This window comes from Mycolicibacterium sp. SMGY-1XX (assembly GCF_059132455.1).
Genome location: NZ_CP101139.1, coordinates 5,333,826 through 5,349,604 on the forward strand (window position 1 = coordinate 5,333,826; position 15,779 = coordinate 5,349,604).

The following is a 15,779-nucleotide window of genomic DNA, read 5'->3' on the forward strand; positions in this document are numbered from 1 at the left end:
TGAAAACTCGATTCTCATAATGCGCGAATCTTACATTCGCCACACGAGAACTCAAGAAACTAAGCAGGCCGAACACGGCCCTGTCAAAGCCGCAGATCGATAGGGTGCGGAGTATTCGCGCATTTCAAGACTGGTCGTTCACAAACCTTGCGGGACCTACGGCGGCGAGAGTACGGTTCTCATAATCGAAAGGGATGTTCTTGATGCCGGAGACCGTCGCCCCCCGAAGCCGGCCTCGTATACGAGGTCGCCATCACGGCTGCGTGGCCACATACTCCGGCCCCCTCCCGCACGGCCTCTCCGACGATCACCAGCTCGCTGACAACGAAAGGGACATCCATGGGCCGTGTTGAGGGCAAGGTCGCATTCATCACCGGCGCCGCGCGCGGGCAGGGGCGAAGCCACGCCATCCGCCTCGCCGAAGAAGGTGCCGACATCATCGCCGTCGACATCTGCGCCGACATCGACACCGTGGGCTACCCTCTGGCCACCCCCGAAGACCTGGAAGAGACGGCACAGTTCGTCGAGAAGGCCGGCCGCAAGGCCGTCATCGCCCAGGCCGACGTCCGCGATGCGGCCGCGCTCAAGACCGCGTTGGACAACGGTGTGGCCGAGCTGGGCCACCTGGACATCGTGGTGGCCCAGGCCGGAATCGCCGCCATGAAGGGCACTCCCGCGATGCAGGCGTGGACCGACGGCATAAACACCAACTTCGTCGGCACCATCAACGCCATCCAGGTGGCGCTGCCGCACTTGAAGGAGGGCGCCTCGATCATCGCCACCGCATCGGCGGCCGCGCTGATGGACGCGTCGAAGAAGGACCGCCCCGGCGCCGACCCCGGCGGGATGGGTTACATGACCTCCAAGCGCCTCATCTCGCAGTACGTGCACGATCTGGCGACGGAACTGGCCGTGCGGGGTATGCGCGCCAACGTGATCCACCCGACCAACTGCAACACCGACATGCTGCAGAGCGAACCGATGTACCGGTCGTTCCGCCCCGACCTCGATCACCCGACCCGCGCTGACGCCGAGTTGGCCTTCGGCGTGCAGCAGGCCATGCCCGTTCCGTACATCGAACCCGAGGACATCAGCAACGCGGTGCTGTGGCTGGCCTCGGATGAGTCCCGCTTCGTCACCGGCATGCAACTGCGCGTCGACGCCGGCGGCTACCTCAAGTGGTACGACTACCACGTCTAGCACTGGTGCACAACATCTTTCGGTGTGGAAGGAAGTGACGATGAAGGTCTGGGTTGACGGCGCGAAGTGCCAGGGGCACACCCTGTGCTCGATGATCGCCCCCGACTCCTTCGAGCTCGACGACGTCGACGGGCATGCCAGCGCCGTCAACGAGATCGTTCCCGACGACCAGCAGGACGCCGTCCGCGAGGCCGCTCAATCGTGCCCGGAACAAGCCATCATCCTGGAATAGAGGACCCAGACGTTGACCACCGATCACATCTCGGCCGACACCACCGACGACGATCGCAAGAAGAACACCTACCACTTCGATCGGCACACTCCGGAGTATCGCGTCCAGTTCGACAAGATCACCGAAGAGATGCACACCAAGTGCCCGATGGCGTGGACCGATGTCTACGACGGACACTGGGTGGCCGCCGACAGCAAGCATGTCTTCGAGTTGGCCCGCTGCCCGGTGGTGTCCAATCACCACGACATCTCCGGGGAGACCCCGTACAAGGGCATCACCATTCCGAAAGCCAGCCGCGCCACCGTGGTTCGCGGCGGGATCCTCGAGATGGACGAACCGGAGCACAGCCAGTACCGCGGCGCGCTCAACCCGTATCTGTCGCCCGCGGCGATCAAACGGTGGGAACCATTCGTCGACGAGATCACCCGCGCCGCACTGGACGAACACATCGAGTCCGGGCACATCGATTTCGTCGAACACCTGGCCAACGTGGTGCCCGCGGTGTTCACCCTCGCCATGATGGGCATCGAGCTCAAGAAGTGGAACGTCTACAGCGAGCCCACCCACGCCTCGGTGTACACCCCGGAGCACTCTCCCGATCGCGAGAAGATCAACGAGCAGCACCGCGACATGGGGATCGACCTCATCAACAACATGATGGAGATCCGGGAGAACCCGCGTCCCGGCCTGGTCAACGCGTTGCTGCAGTTGAGGATCGACGGTGAGCCCGCACCCGACATGGAGATCCTGGGCAATCTGGGCCTGGTGATCGGGGGCGGCTTCGACACCACCACCGCGCTGACCGCGCACGCGCTGGAATGGCTGGGCGAGCACCCCGACGAACGCGAGCGGCTGTCGCGGGAGCGGGCCACGCTGCTGCATCCGGCCACCGAAGAGTTCCTGCGCTTCTTCACCCCCGCACCCGGTGACGGGCGGACATTCTCCGATGACGTCGAGGTCGAGGGACAGCGTTTCAAGAAGTTCGAGCGGTTGTGGCTGTCCTGGGCGATGGCCAACCGGGATCCGTCGGTGTTCGAGCGGCCCAACGAGATCGTGCTGGACCGGAAGGGTAACCGGCACTTCAGCTTCGGTATCGGTGTGCACCGCTGCGTCGGTTCCAACGTGGCGCGCACCGTGTTCAAGTCGATGCTCACCGCGGTGCTGGACCGGATGCCCGATTACGTGTGCGATCCCGAGGGCACCGTGCACTACGACACCATCGGCGTCATCCAGGGCATGCGTAATCTGCCTGCGACGTTCACCCCGGGTGAGAAGCTGGGACCGGGCCTCGACGAGACGATCGAGAAGCTGCAGCGCATCTGCAACGAGCAGGAGCTGGCCCGGCCCATCACCGAGCGCAAAGAAGCGGCCGTCATCGACTGAGTTCCCGCCCCGAGATTGCTGACAGGGCTGTGACTGCCGGCGTTGCGCAGCCCTAGCGCAATCTCGACGACGCAGGCTTCGGTGGTCGAATCCCCGGCGGGTGAACGCCTCGACCACTCGGTGAACGACATAGCGTGCACTGTGTTCCTTCACCACGCGTAAGTCATGCCAACCTTGACGCTCGATCATGTCGTAGCGCCCGATGTCGCTGACGTAGGTGGGCCGCTCGTTGCGATGGTGTTGTCCCTCCTAATCGACACCGATCTTGGGCTCTTCCCACCCCATGTCGAGGTATGCGATGTTGAACCCGTCGCTGACCCTGATCTGCGTCCGGGGGCGCGGCAACCCCGCGTCGATGAGGACGAGCCACAGCCAGCTTTCCTTCGGTGACTGAGCGCCGATGTCCATCAGGTCGATTGCGTCAACAGCGTGCGCCACACCGCGCGCTCCTGGATACCGTTGTGCCAGTTCCGGAATCGGCAGTTTCGCCAATCCGGCCGCACGGCCCAGCGCATCGAGGTGCGTAACGGCCTCCACACGTTTCAGGAACCGTGCCAGATCCAGGGCGGTCCTGACCTCACTGGTGACGGACATCCCGCGCTGTTGCACCACCTCGGCATCGCTGATGCGCTCATTGCGGGCGATGATGCCCGCTGGAGGGCGGCCACATGCCAGATCAATTCGACCGGTGCCTGCGCAGAGACCCACAGCGCTCCGTGGAGGGCCGCTGCGGCCCGGCCCGCGATGATGGCGCGCCGCCCCGACCACAGCCATGCGCCGTAGATGCGGTCTGTGAGTGTGACCACCTGCGCCTTGTGCACGTAGACACCGGGATAGAGCGCGCGGTAGTTCCATCTGAGCCGGCCGCGGGTCAGCACGCCGGCGCTCAGCGCTTCGGTTGCAAGAAAAGGAAGTGGCATGGATGGACAGTCGCCGAACGCCACGACACGATTGGTTCTCCGGCCCCGAGATTGCGTGAGTGGCGGCGATCCCTGTGGATCGACGACCAATTGTGCAATCTCGGCCTCAGCTCAGCGGCAGACCCAGCACGCGCGTCGCGATGATGTTGCGCTGGATCTCCGAGGTGCCGCCGGCGATGGTGCCGCCGAAGCTGCGGGCATACCGTTCGAACCAGCTGGCCGACAGATAATCCAGGTCGTAGGGTGCGTAGGGCGACGTGGTGGCCGGGTGCGCCAGCCCGTCGGAACCGGCTGCGGCTAAGGCGTATTCGGAGGCTTCGCGCTCGGCTTCGGAGCCCAGCACCTTGAGCACCGCGATCGCGCCCAGATCATCCTCGCCGCGGGCGGCACCCGCGATGGCCCGGGACCCGATCAACTGCAATGCCTGCCGGTCCATCACCAGCGTGGCGTAACGGTCGCGGTCCAGCTCGTCGACGGGATGGAAATCGCGGATCAGATTGTGCAGCCGGTCGGCGAACTGGATCCACATCATGGTCCGTTCGTGGCCCAGCGCGCCGTTGGCGACCTTCCACCCGCCGTTGAGTGGCCCGACGAGATTCTCCTGGGGCACCCGGACGTCGGTGAAGAACACTTCGTTGAAATCGAGATCGTCTTGATCGCAGATCGTGGCGAACGGCCGGCGGACCAGACCGTCACTGTCGGTGGGGATCAGCAGCACGCTGATCCCCTTGTGTTTGGCCACATCCGGGTCGGTACGCACCAGCGTCAGCAGCACATCGGCGTGATGCGCACCGGAGGTCCAGACCTTCTGGCCGTTGACCACGAAGTCGTCGCCGTCTGGCACCGCCTTGGTGCGCAGTGACGCCAGATCCGAGCCGGAGCTCGGTTCGCTCATACCGACCGAGGCCGTCATCTCCGCGCGCAGGATGGGCACCGCCCACCGCTGCTTCTGCTCCTCGGTGCCGAAGGACAGGATCGACGCCGCGACGATGCCGACACCCTGCGGGTTGAAGCTGTGGTAGATCCGCCGCCGGGAGAGCTCCTCCTGGTGCACGTATTGCTGCACCACCGAGACGTTGCGGCCGCCGTACTCGGGCGGGTTGCCGGGCAGCAGCCAGCCGTGGTCGAACTGCAGCCGCTGCCAGCGCCGGGCCCACTCCGGGATGTGTGAACACGACTGGGGGCGCTCGGCGGTCTCGGCCTCGGGCGGCAGGTGTTCATCCAGGAAGGCCACGAACTCGGCGCGGAACTCCTCGACATCGGCGTCAAACGTGAGTTGCACGATTCTCCTCGGCGCTCGTCGTGATCGGAGAATAGCATTCTTCAAAAGTTGGAATCACGATCTCGCGCGTCGTACATTCGGGAGGGTAGACCAGCTCCGAGGGTCCGGCCGAACGGTATGAGAATTCCATTCTTGCTGTTGAAGAACGAGGTTGTATCATGGATCACATGTCCGACTGTGGCTTCGCATCGTCGCGCCCAGCAGCGCCGGGACGGGTCCGATGATCGAACTGCCGGACGGCACGGGGAACGTCTCGAAGATCCCCGTCATCGATGCCAGCGTCCACATCTTCTGCAAGTCCAACAAGGACCTGCGGCAGACGTTCATGCGGGAACCGTTTCGCAGCCGCGGTTTCCCTGACTACGAGATGGACTGGTACGGGGCGCCGGGCGGTGAATACGTCAAGGGCAGCATGGGCCCGGACCGCCAATACCCGGGTTCGGATCCAGAGTTGGTGGCCGAAGAGCTGTTCGGCAACCGTGGTGTCGACATCGCGATTCTGCACCCCATGACCCGCGGCATCATGCCGGACCGCCACCTCGGCACCGCGATCGCCTCGGCACACAACGACATGATGGTGACGCGCTGGCTCGAACACGAGGAGTTCGGCAGCAGGTTCCGCGGTACCTTGCGGGTCAATCCGGACGACATCACCGGGGCCCTCCGCGAGATCGCGAAGTACTCCGACCATCCCCGGGTGGTGCAGATCGGTATCCCACTGCAGTCTCGCGAACTGTACGGCAAGCCGCAGTTCTGGCCGCTGTGGGAGGCCGCGGCCGCCGCGAATCTCCCTGTGGCCGTGCACATCGAGGTGGGCGCAGGTATCGCCTTCCCGCCCACACCGTCCGGCAAGACCAGGACCTACGAGCAGTACCTGAGCTTCATGGCGCTGAACTACCTGTATCACCTGATGAACATGATCGCCGAAGGCGTGTTCGAACGGACACCGTCGTTGAGATTCGTCTGGGCCGACGGCGCCGCGGACCTGTTGACCCCGTTCATCTGGCGGATGGACTGCTTCGGCCGCCCGCACCTGGAACAGACTCCGTGGGCACCCAAGATGCCCAGCGACTACCTACCCGGCCACACCTACTTCGTGCAGGGCTTGTTCGACGGACCCGGTGACGTCGAATTCGCCGGTGAATGGGCAGGTTTCACCGGCAAGGACGATATGACGATGTTCGGTTCCAGCTATCCGCACTGGGATGCCAACCAGCTGACCGTACCCAGCAGCTACACCGTCGAGCAGCGCGACAAACTCTGTTGGCGCAATGCCGCCGAGCTGTACGGAATCGATGTCCCAGCGGGCCTGGTCGCGCAGTAGGAAAGAGATCACGATGACCTTCACCTCGAGATCGACACCCACCGAACGCATCGCGGTCCGGTGCGTCGACTCCGATGTCCACCCGATGCCCAAACGCGGCCAGTTGATCGACTACATCCCCGAGCCCTGGCGTAGCAAGTACTTCCTGAACCACCCGGTGGGCGACCAGATCTACTATGACGCCCCCGATTACGCCCACTCCTATGCCATGCGGGTGGACAGCTTCCCACCCGACGGCGAATTCGCGTGCAGTGACCCCGATATGGCACTGCGGCAGCTCATCATGGAGGCCGGCTCCGATATCGCCATCCTGGAGCCCACCCATGGGGAGAGCCGCCTGGCCGAGGCCACCGCGGCCTACTGCACCGCCACCAACTCCTGGCTCGCGGACAACTGGCTGGACAGCCACAACAACTGGCACGAACGGTGGCGCGGCTCCATCTGCGTGGCCATCGAGGATCCGGAGAGCTCCGTTCGGGAAATCGAGAAGTGGGCCGAACACCCGTTCATGTCGCAGATCCTGATCAAGGCCGAACCGCGGCCGTCCTGGGGCGACCCGGTCTATGACCAGGTGTGGGCGGCGGCCACCAAGTACGACATGCCGGTCAGCTGCCACCTGAGTCGTGGTGTCTACGAGACACTTCCGATCCCCCCGGTGGGGCTGCCGAGCTACAACCACGACTTCATGGTCACCTACTCACTCCTGGCGGCCAACCAGGTGATGAGCCTGATCTTCGACGGTACCTTCGATCGGCACCCGACCCTGCGCATCGTGTTCATCGAGCACGCGTTCACGTGGATCCTCCCGCTGATGTGGCGCATGGACGCCATCTACGAAAAACGTAAGTCCGGACTGGACATCAAGCGCAAACCGTCCGAGTACGTCAAGGACCACATCAAGTTCAGCACTCAACCGCTGGACTACCCCGAGGACAAGACCGAGCTGTCGAGGGCGTTCGAATGGATGGAGTGCGACAAGATCCTGTTGTACAGCTCTGACTATCCGCACTGGACGTTCGACGACCCACGCTGGCTGGTCAAGCACCTGCCCCAGCATGCCCGTGAAGCGATCATGTTCCGCAACGGGATCGAGACCTACAAGCTCCCCGACACCGTGCCGGTGCTCGAAGGACAGGTGCGGGTCTTCTAGGGATGAGCACAGACAACACGACGCCCCGGCTCGCCCAGGGGCGGGAACACGTCGTCGCCACGGTTGACGAGATCCCCCCCGGTGCCCACAAAGTGGTGCCGATCGGGCGCCACGGGGTGGGCGTCTACAACGTCAACGGAACCTTCTACGCGATCGCCAATTACTGTCCCCACGAGGGCGGCCCGCTGTGCGCGGGCCGTGCGCGCGGCCGCAACATCGTCGACGAGACGGTGCCCGGTGACGCGGTGATGGTGCGCGATCTGGAGTACATCTACTGCCCGTGGCACCAATGGGGGTTCGAACTCGCCACCGGCACCACTGCCGTGAAACCCGAATGGAGTATCCGTACCTACCCGGTGCGGGTCGTCGACAACGAAGTGCTGGTGATGGCATGACTGCGAGTCTGGAGCTCAAGCGCGGCGAGAAGAGCTTCGAGATCAACGGCGGCCAGGTCGTGTACGAGATCTTGGGCAAACAGGGCGATTTCATCGCTCTGACGCCCGGCGGCCGGTTCAGCAAAGACATCCCCGGCCTTCGGCCGCTGGCTCAGGAGCTGGTCAAGGGCGGTTACCGCGTGCTGCTGTGGGACCGGCCGAACTGCGGCAAGTCCGACGTGCAGTTCTACGGCCAAAGTGAGTCGCACATGCGGGCCGAGACGCTCTACAAGCTGATCACCGGGCTCGACATCGGCCCGTGCATCCTGGCGGGTGGCTCCGGTGGGGCCCGCGACTCCATGCTCACGACGATGCTCTACCCCGAGATCGTCCGAAAACTGGTGGTGTGGAACATCGTCGGTGGGGTGTACGGCTCGTTTGTCCTCGGCTCGTATTACATCGTGCCGAGCATCCTCGCCGTGCGCGGCGCCGGCATGAAGGCCGTGGCCCACATCGACGAATGGAAGGAACGTGCGGCCGAGAACCCGGTGAACCGGGACCGCATCCTGGCCCAGGATCCCGACGAGTTCCTCAAGCTGATGTTGCGCTGGCTCAACGCCTTCGTCTCCAAGCCCGGCCAGACCATCCCGGGTGTCGACGACGAGCTGTTCGACAACATCACCGTGCCCACCCTGATCATCCGCGGCGGGGAGAACGACCTCGACCATCCCAAGCGGACATCGCTGGAGGTGAGCTGCCTGATCAAGGGCTCGACCCTGATCGACCCACCGTGGCCGGAGGATGCCTGGGAGCGCGCCGGGGAAAAGCGTGCGCAAGGAAAAGTCAAGCGGTTCAACATGTTCGACACCTGGGTGCAGGCGGCGCCGGCCATCCTCGATTTCCTGGGGCGCTGACGGTGAAGCTACTGCGTGTGGATGCGGACCTCGCAGTTCAGCGACGCCTCCAGCGCGGTGTGGATGCGGCTCTCCGGTATGCGTTCCAGATCCTGCTCCCGCAGGGTCACGTCGACGATGTCCCAGCCGTCGGGGCCGTCGGTGCGTTCGATCCGGCCGGTGAGGCCGAAGCCGGCCAACACCCCGAGCGCGTCGTGGTCGGTGCCCCGGCTGATGTAGGTGACCACACCCGCCACCGGCGTGCTGTCGAAAGCTCTGGCGCACAGGTCCATCGCCGCGCGCTGCAGCTCGTCGGGGTCGGGTCCGGTCATCAGCAGCTCGACCTCACGCCGGCTGGCCGGCACGCCGGAGAGGTCGGTGTCCACCAGACCGGCTCCCGCGGTGCGCGCCAGGTCGGCCAGCGCGGCCATGCCGGAACGCAGTTGTTCGGCGGTCAGGTCGCCGCAGGGATCGACACCGATTCGCACCACCGCCGTACGCATGCGCGCAAGCGTAGCGGCCGGCTGCACGTGAGGAGGCACCCATGACCGCCGCGATGGACTTCGCCGGCCCCGCCGAGATCGCCGTCGCCGCATGGCCGCAGCTGACACCGCGCCTGCTGCGCACCGGCCCCGGGCCGGAGGATCTCGCGACCTATCGCGCCGCGGACGGCTACCTGGCACTCGACGATATCGACGGCTTGCTGTCGGCGGTCGAGTTGTCGGGCATCGTGGGCCGCGGTGGCGCCGCTTTCCCCCTCGGGGTGAAGGTCGGCACGGTGCGTGGCGCGTGGCAGCAGGGCCGGGCGACCGTCGTCGTCGCCAATGGCGAAGAAGGTGAGCCGGCGTCGATCAAAGACCGCTGGCTGCTTCGCAACCGGCCTCACCTGGTACTCGACGGACTGCGGCTCGCGGCGCGGCTGGTGGGTGCCGAACACACGCACGTGTACGTGGCGGACCCATCGTCGGCCCAGGCTGTCGAACACGCCCTGAGCGAGCTCGGGGGCACGATGCTCGACGGGGTGACGGTGAGCGTTCGCGTGGTGGAACCCGGGTATGTGGCCGGTGAGGAGACCGCGGCCGTGCACGCCATCAACGGCGGGCCCGCCAAACCGACAGACAAGCCACCGCGGCCGTTCGAAGAGGGTGTCGGCGGGCTGCCCACCATGGTGAGCAATGTGGAGACTCTGGCCAATCTGCCGTACCTGCACCGGCACGGCGCGCAGCAGTACCGGGCGGCGGGGACGTCGGCCTCACCGGGCACCCTGTTGGTGACGCTCACCGGAGGCGGACGGCCGGCGACACTCTACGAAGTGCCCTTCGGTATCGCGTTCAGCGATCTGCTGGCGGTGCACGGAGTATCCGCCGAGTCGGTGCGCGGTGTCCTGATGGGCGGCTACTTCGCAGGCCTGCTCAACACCGAGATCCTCGACGTCACCGTGGATCACGAGAACCTGCGCCGGCTCGACAGCGGATTGGGGTGCGGGGCCATCTCGTTGCTCACCGACGAATGCCCGGTCGCGGTGGCCGCCTCGGTGCTGAGTTACTTCGATCGCGAGAACGCGGGCCAGTGCGGGTCGTGTTTCAACGGCACCGCCGCCATGGCGGCGGTGGGCGTCGCCCTGCGCGACGGCGTGGCGGCCGACGACGACCTGGCCCGGCTCGAGCGCTGGTCGGTGGTTCTGCGGGGGCGCGGTGCATGCGCGACCCTGGACGCGGCGACCAACGCCGCCGCCAGTCTGTTGCGCAAATTCCCCGCAGAGGTGGCCCGCCACCTCGAGAACAGCTGTGAAACATGCGCCGACAGCATGTTTCGCGCCGAACGGCCGTTCGAGGTGGAGACGAAATGAGCGACGGTATGCGCATCCGCCTGGACCGGACGCTGTGCGACGGATTCGGGCTGTGCGCCAAGCATGCCCCCGAGTACTTCAGCCTCGACGACTGGGGTTACGCCTCGCTGGAAGGCAACGGCCGGATCCCCGAGGCCGACCGCGACGCGGTGACCCGGGCGCTGCTGGACTGCCCGGTGCACGCGATCATCGCGATGCCGTCGGACACAGCAGCCACATCGACGCTCGGCCGGACATGACCACCCCTACGGCCTCGGTGCTCGAGCAACCCGACAGCCTTCCCCGTGTACAGCGACCGACACTGGCCGCGCTCACCCGTCGGCTCTCCCCGGTGGAGTTCCGGCGCGGACACGTCATCGTCACCGAAGGTGAACCCGGTGACTGCATGTACGTGATCGTCGAGGGCAAGGTGAAGGTCGGGCGGCGCACCGCCGACGGCCGGCAGAACCTGCTGGCGGTCCTGGGCCCCTCCGAGGTCTTCGGCGAACTGTCGGTATTCGACTTCGGGGCCAGGACTTCGACGGTCACCGCGCTGACCACGGTGCGCGTGGTGTCGATCGACCGGCAGGCGCTGCGCACCTGGATCGCTGCCGCTCCCGAAGCGGGTGAGCAGTTGCTGCGGGTGCTGGCGCGCCGGTTGCGCGAGACCAACGACTGTGTCACCGATCTGGTGTTCACCGACGTTCCGGGCCGCGTGGCCAAACTGCTGCTCCAGCTGGCCGTGCGCTTCGGCATCGACGGGCCGGACGGGTCGATCCGCGTTCTGCACGACCTCACTCAGGAGGAACTCGCGCAACTGGTCGGCTCGTCGCGCGAAACCGTGAACAAGGCACTCGGCGAGTTCACCGAGCGCGGCTGGATCCAGATCCGGGGAAAGACCGTGCTGATCCTCGACCGGCCGCGGTTGGCACGGCGGGCGCGCTGATCTCCCCCACGGCCCTGGATTCGACCCACAGCCACTGATAACGTGATTCTCCAAAGCGGATAACGGCACTATTTACGGAGGTCGGCGATTTCCCAGGAATCCGGTCGCGCGATCCTGCCGCAACTCACGCTGGACAACGAGTTCTTCTGGACCTCGGGTGCCGACGGCCAGCTCCGGCTGCAGGAATGCGGCGACTGCAAGTCACTGATCCATCCCCCGGCGCCGGTCTGCCGGTACTGCCGCAGCCACAATCTCGGCCCCCGCGCGGTCTCGGGCCGCGCCACGCTGGTGGGGTTCACCGTGAACCACCGCTTCAGCCTCCCCGGCCTGCCCGCGCCCTACGTCGTCGCACAGGTCGCCATCGAGGAGGACCCCCGCGTCCGCCTGACCACCAACGCCGTGGAGTGTGATCCCGCCGAGCTGCAACTGGGCCGACAGATGGAGGTGGTGTTCGAGCAGGCCGCCGACGTGTGGCTGCCGTTGTTCCGCCCGAGCGCCGACACCGAGCTGGCCCCACTGCCCGACGACGAGATCGCCCCCACCGACTTCCACCGATTCGTCCGCGCACCGGCACGCACCACGAAATTCGAAGAGCTCTCGGCGATCACCGGCATCGGCGCATCGCAGATGGGCCGGCGGCTGATGGTGCCGCCGCTGTCTTTGACCATCGAAGCCTGCGAAGCGGCGATCGCCGATGCCGGGCTGACACTCGAGGACATCGACGGACTGTCCACCTATCCGGGTATCGACGTCGCCGGCATGGGCGAGGGCGGGGTGAGCGCGCTCGAAGGTGCACTGGGAATCCGGCCGACGTGGATCAACGGCGGCATGGACACCTTCGGACCCGGCGGCTCGGTGATCGCCGCGATGATGGCCGTCGCCACCGGACTGGCCCGCCACGTGCTGTGTTTCCGGACGTTGTGGGAGGCCACCTTCAGCCAGCTGATGAAGGAGGGCAAGGCCGCACCACCCGGGGGCGCCCGCACCACCAGCTGGCAGATGCCGTTCGGGGCCACCTCGGCGGCACACACCCTGGCGCAGAACGCCCAGCGGCACTTCCACCGCTACGGCACCACCCGCGAGACACTCGGCTGGATCGCGCTCAACCAGCGCGCCAACGCCGCGCTGAATCCGACTGCCATCTACCGCGATCCGATGACCATGGACGACTACCTGTCGGCGCGGATGATCACCACACCGTTCGGGCTCTACGACTGCGACGTGCCGTGTGACGGCGCGGTGGCCGTCATCGTCTCGGCCGTGGACGTCGCGCGGGACCTGGCCAAGCCACCGGTGCTGGTGGAGGCCGTCGGCACCCAGATCGTCGAGCGCACCGACTGGGATCAGAGCACACTGACCCACGAGCCACAGGTACTCGGCCAAGCGGCGCATCTGTGGACCCGAACGTCGTTGCGGCCCAACGATGTCGACGTCGCCCAACTCTACGACGGCTTCACCTTCAACTGCCTGTCCTGGCTGGAGGCGCTGGGCTTCTGCGGAATCGGCGAGGCGAAGGATTTCCTGGACGGCGGCCACAACATCGCCCGCGACGGCCTGCTGCCGCTGAACACCCATGGCGGCCAGCTGTCCCACGGCCGCACCCACGGCATGGGGTTGATCCACGAAGCCGTCACCCAATTGCGTGGGGAAGCCGGTGCCCGCCAGGTGGCCGACGCGAAGGTGGCCGTCGCCAGCAGCGGCGGACTGACCCCCAGCGGGGTGCTGCTGTTGCGGAGCGACTCGTGAGTGCACCGACACCGAGGGTGGTCCTCGTCGACGCCGTGCCGATGTCCGGTCTGCTGGCCGAGGTGCCGGGAGCAGCTGCGGTGATCGTGGCGTTGCACGGCGGGGCCACCACCAGCGCGTACTTCGACTGCCCCGACCATCCCCGGCTTTCACTGCTGCGGGCCGGCGCCGCCATGGGCTTCACCGTTCTCGCACTGGACCGCCCGGGGTTCGGCAGCTCGGCGTTGTACTCGCGCGAATTCGACGACACCGCACGGCGTATCGACATGACGTACCGTGCCGTCGACGCCATGCTGGGCGGCCGGGACCGCGGCGCCGGCCTCTTCCTGCTCGCACACTCCAACGGCAGCGAACTGGCGCTGCGCATGGCCACCGGTGACCGCGGTGACGAACTGCTGGGCATCGAGATCTCCGGCACCGGCATCCGCCAACAGGACACCGCCCGCGCCGTCCTGGCCGGCGCGTCGCGGGAGAACATCCCCAGCGGTCTGCGCGAGTTGCTCTGGGAGCCGGCTCATCTGTATCCCGACGGGATCGCCGGCTCGGTCCGGATCAAGTCCGGGCCCGTCTCCCCCGACTACGAAGCCGCCCTGGTGACCAACTGGCTGCGGGACTTTCCGGAGCTCGCCGCCCAGGTGCGTGTCCCGGTGCGGTTCAGCCTCGCCGAGTACGAACGGGTCTGGGAGAACGGCCCTCGGGCGCTCACCGAGGTCGGCGCCCTGTTCACCGCGGCGCCGCGGGTGGCGCTGCACGAGCAGGCCGGCGCCGGACACAACCTGTCTCTGGGCTACGCCGCCACCGCCTACCACCTGAGCGCGCTGGCTTTTGTCGAAGAGTGCGTTCAGTCCCGCAGCACAACACAATTCACCGTGGAGGCCAGCTGATGCGAGTCGGATTCATAGGTCTGGGCAGTCAGGGCGCGCCGATGGCCCGGGCCATCGTCGACGCCGGATTCGAGACGACGCTGTGGGCGCGCCGCCCCGCGTCGCTGGAGCCGTACTCCGACACGGCCGCCAAGACGGCGGCTTCACCGGCTGAACTGGCCGCCGCCAGCGATATCGCCTGCCTGTGTGTGATCGGCGACGAGGACGTTCGTGAACTGGCTTACGGCGCAGAGGGATTGCTGGCCGGGATGTCGCCGGGCGGCACCATCGTGATTCACAGTACGGTCCACCCCGACACCTGCCGTGAGCTTGCGGACAAGGCTGCCGCGCAGGGCATTTCGGTACTGGACGCCCCGGTCAGCGGGGGTGCACCCGCGGTCGAGCAGAAGCAGTTGCTGGTGATGATCGGCGGCGACGACGACGTGGTGGCGCGCTGCCGGCCGGTGTTCGAGACCTACGCCGACCCGATCGTGCACCTGGGTCCGGTGGGCGCCGGGCAGGTCACCAAGATCCTCAACAACCTGTTGTTCTCGGCGAACCTGGGCAGTGCCCTGAGCCTTTTGGAGCTCGGCGAGTCGCTCGGCGTGCCGCGGGCCAAGATGTGCGAGGTCGTCACGCGCGGCTCGGCCAACAGCAAGGCCCTGGGCAGTATCGCGCTGTTCGGCGGCACTTTGGAGAACCTGGCGCCCATCGCCGGTGCCCTGTTGCAGAAGGATGTGCGGCTGGCGGCCGGCCTCGCCGACGCCGCGACCGCGCCGCAGGGCGCGGTGTTCGACGCCGCCGACGCCGCACTGGATTCCATGGGCTATCCGCGATGAAGGTGGGGTTCATCGGCGCGGGCCGGATGGGTGCACCGATGGTGGCCCGGCTGGTGGGTGCCGGCCACCAGGTGCGTGCGCTCGGCCGCACCGACGGGAAGTGCGCGGCCCTGGCGGGTCTGGGCGCTACCCCGGTGACCTCGACGCCGGCGGTCATCGAAGGCGCCGAAGCGGTGATCGTGTGCGTGTTCACCGACGAGCAGGTGCGCCGGATCTGTGTCGACGACGGGCTGGCGGCGGCCCTGCCCGCAGGCAGCGTGCTCGTCGTGCACACCACCGGCAACCCGCGCACCGCTGCCGACATCGCCGGCCGCACCGGTGCCGACGTGCTCGACGCCCCGGTCAGCGGCGGCCCGCACGACATTGCGGCGGGCCGGGTGACGCTGTTCGTCGGCGGTGCGACAGACGCGCTCGAGCGGGTCAGGCCCGCACTGGCCAGCTACGGCGACCCCATCGTCCACGTCGGGGAACTGGGCGCCGGGCAGAAGGTCAAGCTCGTCAACAACACGCTGTTCGCCGCGCAGATCGGCCTGCTCGCCGAGGCGGTGAAGCTCGGCGACAGTCTCGGCATCGACGAGACCGCGCTGCTGCAGGCGTTACCGCACGGAAGTGGCAGCAGCCGCGCCCTGTCCGGCGTGGCGGGACGCGGTTCGGTGTCGTCGTTCATCGCCATGACCGGCCCCTTCGTGGGCAAGGACATCGCGGTGGTGCGGAAGACTCTGGCCGACCTCGGTACGGATCTGGGTGCACTGGAGCGCCTGGTCGCGACGGGATCCCCCCGGTGACCTGCTGGAGCCCG

Annotated in this window: 17 protein-coding genes; 14 read left to right on the forward strand and 3 right to left on the reverse strand. The window is 66.6% G+C overall.

The window, feature by feature from the left end; genetic code table 11:
* Positions 1 to 339: 339 nt before the first annotated feature.
* The 3 genes from NL241_RS25475 to NL241_RS25485 are packed head-to-tail and all read left to right on the forward strand — an operon-like array spanning position 340 to position 2,815.
* Positions 340 to 1,200: a mycofactocin-coupled SDR family oxidoreductase gene (locus tag NL241_RS25475; RefSeq protein ID WP_487693300.1), complete on the forward strand. Its 861-nt coding sequence runs from the start codon at positions 340 to 342 to the stop codon at positions 1,198 to 1,200.
* Between the two features lie 40 nt (positions 1,201 to 1,240).
* Positions 1,241 to 1,432 carry a ferredoxin gene (locus tag NL241_RS25480; protein ID WP_487693298.1) on the forward strand — a complete coding sequence of 64 codons (192 nt, stop codon included), beginning with the start codon at positions 1,241 to 1,243 and terminating at the stop codon, positions 1,430 to 1,432.
* Between the two features lie 12 nt (positions 1,433 to 1,444).
* Positions 1,445 to 2,815 (forward strand): cytochrome P450, encoded by a 1,371-nt coding sequence (locus NL241_RS25485; RefSeq protein WP_487693296.1) that lies wholly within the window; start codon positions 1,445 to 1,447, stop codon positions 2,813 to 2,815.
* Between the two features lie 249 nt (positions 2,816 to 3,064).
* Here the strand turns inward: NL241_RS25485 and NL241_RS25490 are convergent, their stop codons facing one another.
* Together NL241_RS25490 and NL241_RS25495 are read right to left on the reverse strand one after the other, a co-directional pair.
* Positions 3,065 to 3,523: a hypothetical protein gene (locus tag NL241_RS25490; RefSeq protein WP_494395384.1), complete on the reverse strand. Its 459-nt coding sequence runs from the start codon at positions 3,521 to 3,523 to the stop codon at positions 3,065 to 3,067.
* Positions 3,524 to 3,841: 318 nt separating this feature from the next.
* Positions 3,842 to 5,017, reverse strand: a complete 1,176-nt coding sequence (locus tag NL241_RS25495) for an acyl-CoA dehydrogenase family protein (RefSeq protein ID WP_494395385.1) — start codon at positions 5,015 to 5,017, stop codon at positions 3,842 to 3,844.
* A gap of 220 nt (positions 5,018 to 5,237) precedes the next feature.
* Here NL241_RS25495 and NL241_RS25500 point away from each other — a divergent pair, with 220 nt between their 5' ends.
* Genes NL241_RS25500 through NL241_RS25515 form a run of 4 tightly spaced genes read left to right on the forward strand, consistent with a single transcriptional unit; the run spans position 5,238 to position 8,779 of the window.
* Positions 5,238 to 6,341 (forward strand): amidohydrolase family protein, encoded by a 1,104-nt coding sequence (locus NL241_RS25500; RefSeq protein WP_487693292.1) that lies wholly within the window; start codon positions 5,238 to 5,240, stop codon positions 6,339 to 6,341.
* Positions 6,342 to 6,354: 13 nt separating this feature from the next.
* The gene (locus tag NL241_RS25505) at positions 6,355 to 7,491 is read left to right on the forward strand and encodes an amidohydrolase family protein (RefSeq protein WP_494395386.1); all 1,137 of its coding nucleotides are present in this window, start codon (positions 6,355 to 6,357) and stop codon (positions 7,489 to 7,491) included.
* 2 nt (positions 7,492 to 7,493) lie between these two features.
* Positions 7,494 to 7,886 carry a Rieske (2Fe-2S) protein gene (locus NL241_RS25510; RefSeq protein WP_487693290.1) on the forward strand — a complete coding sequence of 131 codons (393 nt, stop codon included), beginning with the start codon at positions 7,494 to 7,496 and terminating at the stop codon, positions 7,884 to 7,886.
* Positions 7,883 to 8,779 (forward strand): alpha/beta fold hydrolase, encoded by an 897-nt coding sequence (locus NL241_RS25515; protein ID WP_487693289.1) that lies wholly within the window; start codon positions 7,883 to 7,885, stop codon positions 8,777 to 8,779. Before NL241_RS25510 ends, NL241_RS25515 begins: the two co-directional genes overlap by 4 nt.
* A gap of 8 nt (positions 8,780 to 8,787) precedes the next feature.
* Here the strand turns inward: NL241_RS25515 and NL241_RS25520 are convergent, their stop codons facing one another.
* Entirely contained in the window at positions 8,788 to 9,261 is a 474-nt protein-coding gene (locus NL241_RS25520; RefSeq protein ID WP_487693288.1) for a hypothetical protein, read from the reverse strand.
* 53 nt (positions 9,262 to 9,314) lie between these two features.
* Here NL241_RS25520 and NL241_RS25525 point away from each other — a divergent pair, with 53 nt between their 5' ends.
* The 7 genes from NL241_RS25525 (at position 9,315) to NL241_RS25555 (ending at position 15,765) form a co-directional block, all read left to right on the forward strand.
* Entirely contained in the window at positions 9,315 to 10,607 is a 1,293-nt protein-coding gene (locus tag NL241_RS25525) for an NADH-ubiquinone oxidoreductase-F iron-sulfur binding region domain-containing protein (RefSeq protein WP_494398388.1), read from the forward strand.
* Positions 10,604 to 10,846, forward strand: coding sequence for a ferredoxin (locus NL241_RS25530; RefSeq protein WP_487693286.1), 243 nt, complete (start codon positions 10,604 to 10,606; stop codon positions 10,844 to 10,846). The genes NL241_RS25525 and NL241_RS25530 overlap by 4 nt, the downstream gene beginning before the upstream one ends.
* On the forward strand, positions 10,843 to 11,532 hold the full coding sequence (locus NL241_RS25535; RefSeq protein WP_487693285.1) for a Crp/Fnr family transcriptional regulator: 690 nt from the start codon (positions 10,843 to 10,845) through the stop codon (positions 11,530 to 11,532). The genes NL241_RS25530 and NL241_RS25535 overlap by 4 nt, the downstream gene beginning before the upstream one ends.
* An 87-nt stretch (positions 11,533 to 11,619) precedes the next feature.
* Positions 11,620 to 13,278 carry a thiolase C-terminal domain-containing protein gene (locus tag NL241_RS25540; protein ID WP_487693495.1) on the forward strand — a complete coding sequence of 553 codons (1,659 nt, stop codon included), beginning with the start codon at positions 11,620 to 11,622 and terminating at the stop codon, positions 13,276 to 13,278.
* Positions 13,275 to 14,162: an alpha/beta fold hydrolase gene (locus tag NL241_RS25545; protein ID WP_494395387.1), complete on the forward strand. Its 888-nt coding sequence runs from the start codon at positions 13,275 to 13,277 to the stop codon at positions 14,160 to 14,162. The genes NL241_RS25540 and NL241_RS25545 overlap by 4 nt, the downstream gene beginning before the upstream one ends.
* Complete coding sequence (locus NL241_RS25550) at positions 14,162 to 14,980, forward strand: NAD(P)-dependent oxidoreductase (protein ID WP_487693283.1); 819 nt, start codon at positions 14,162 to 14,164, stop codon at positions 14,978 to 14,980. Before NL241_RS25545 ends, NL241_RS25550 begins: the two co-directional genes overlap by 1 nt.
* Positions 14,977 to 15,765, forward strand: coding sequence for an NAD(P)-dependent oxidoreductase (locus tag NL241_RS25555; protein ID WP_494395388.1), 789 nt, complete (start codon positions 14,977 to 14,979; stop codon positions 15,763 to 15,765). The genes NL241_RS25550 and NL241_RS25555 overlap by 4 nt, the downstream gene beginning before the upstream one ends.
* Positions 15,766 to 15,779: the final 14 nt, after the last annotated feature.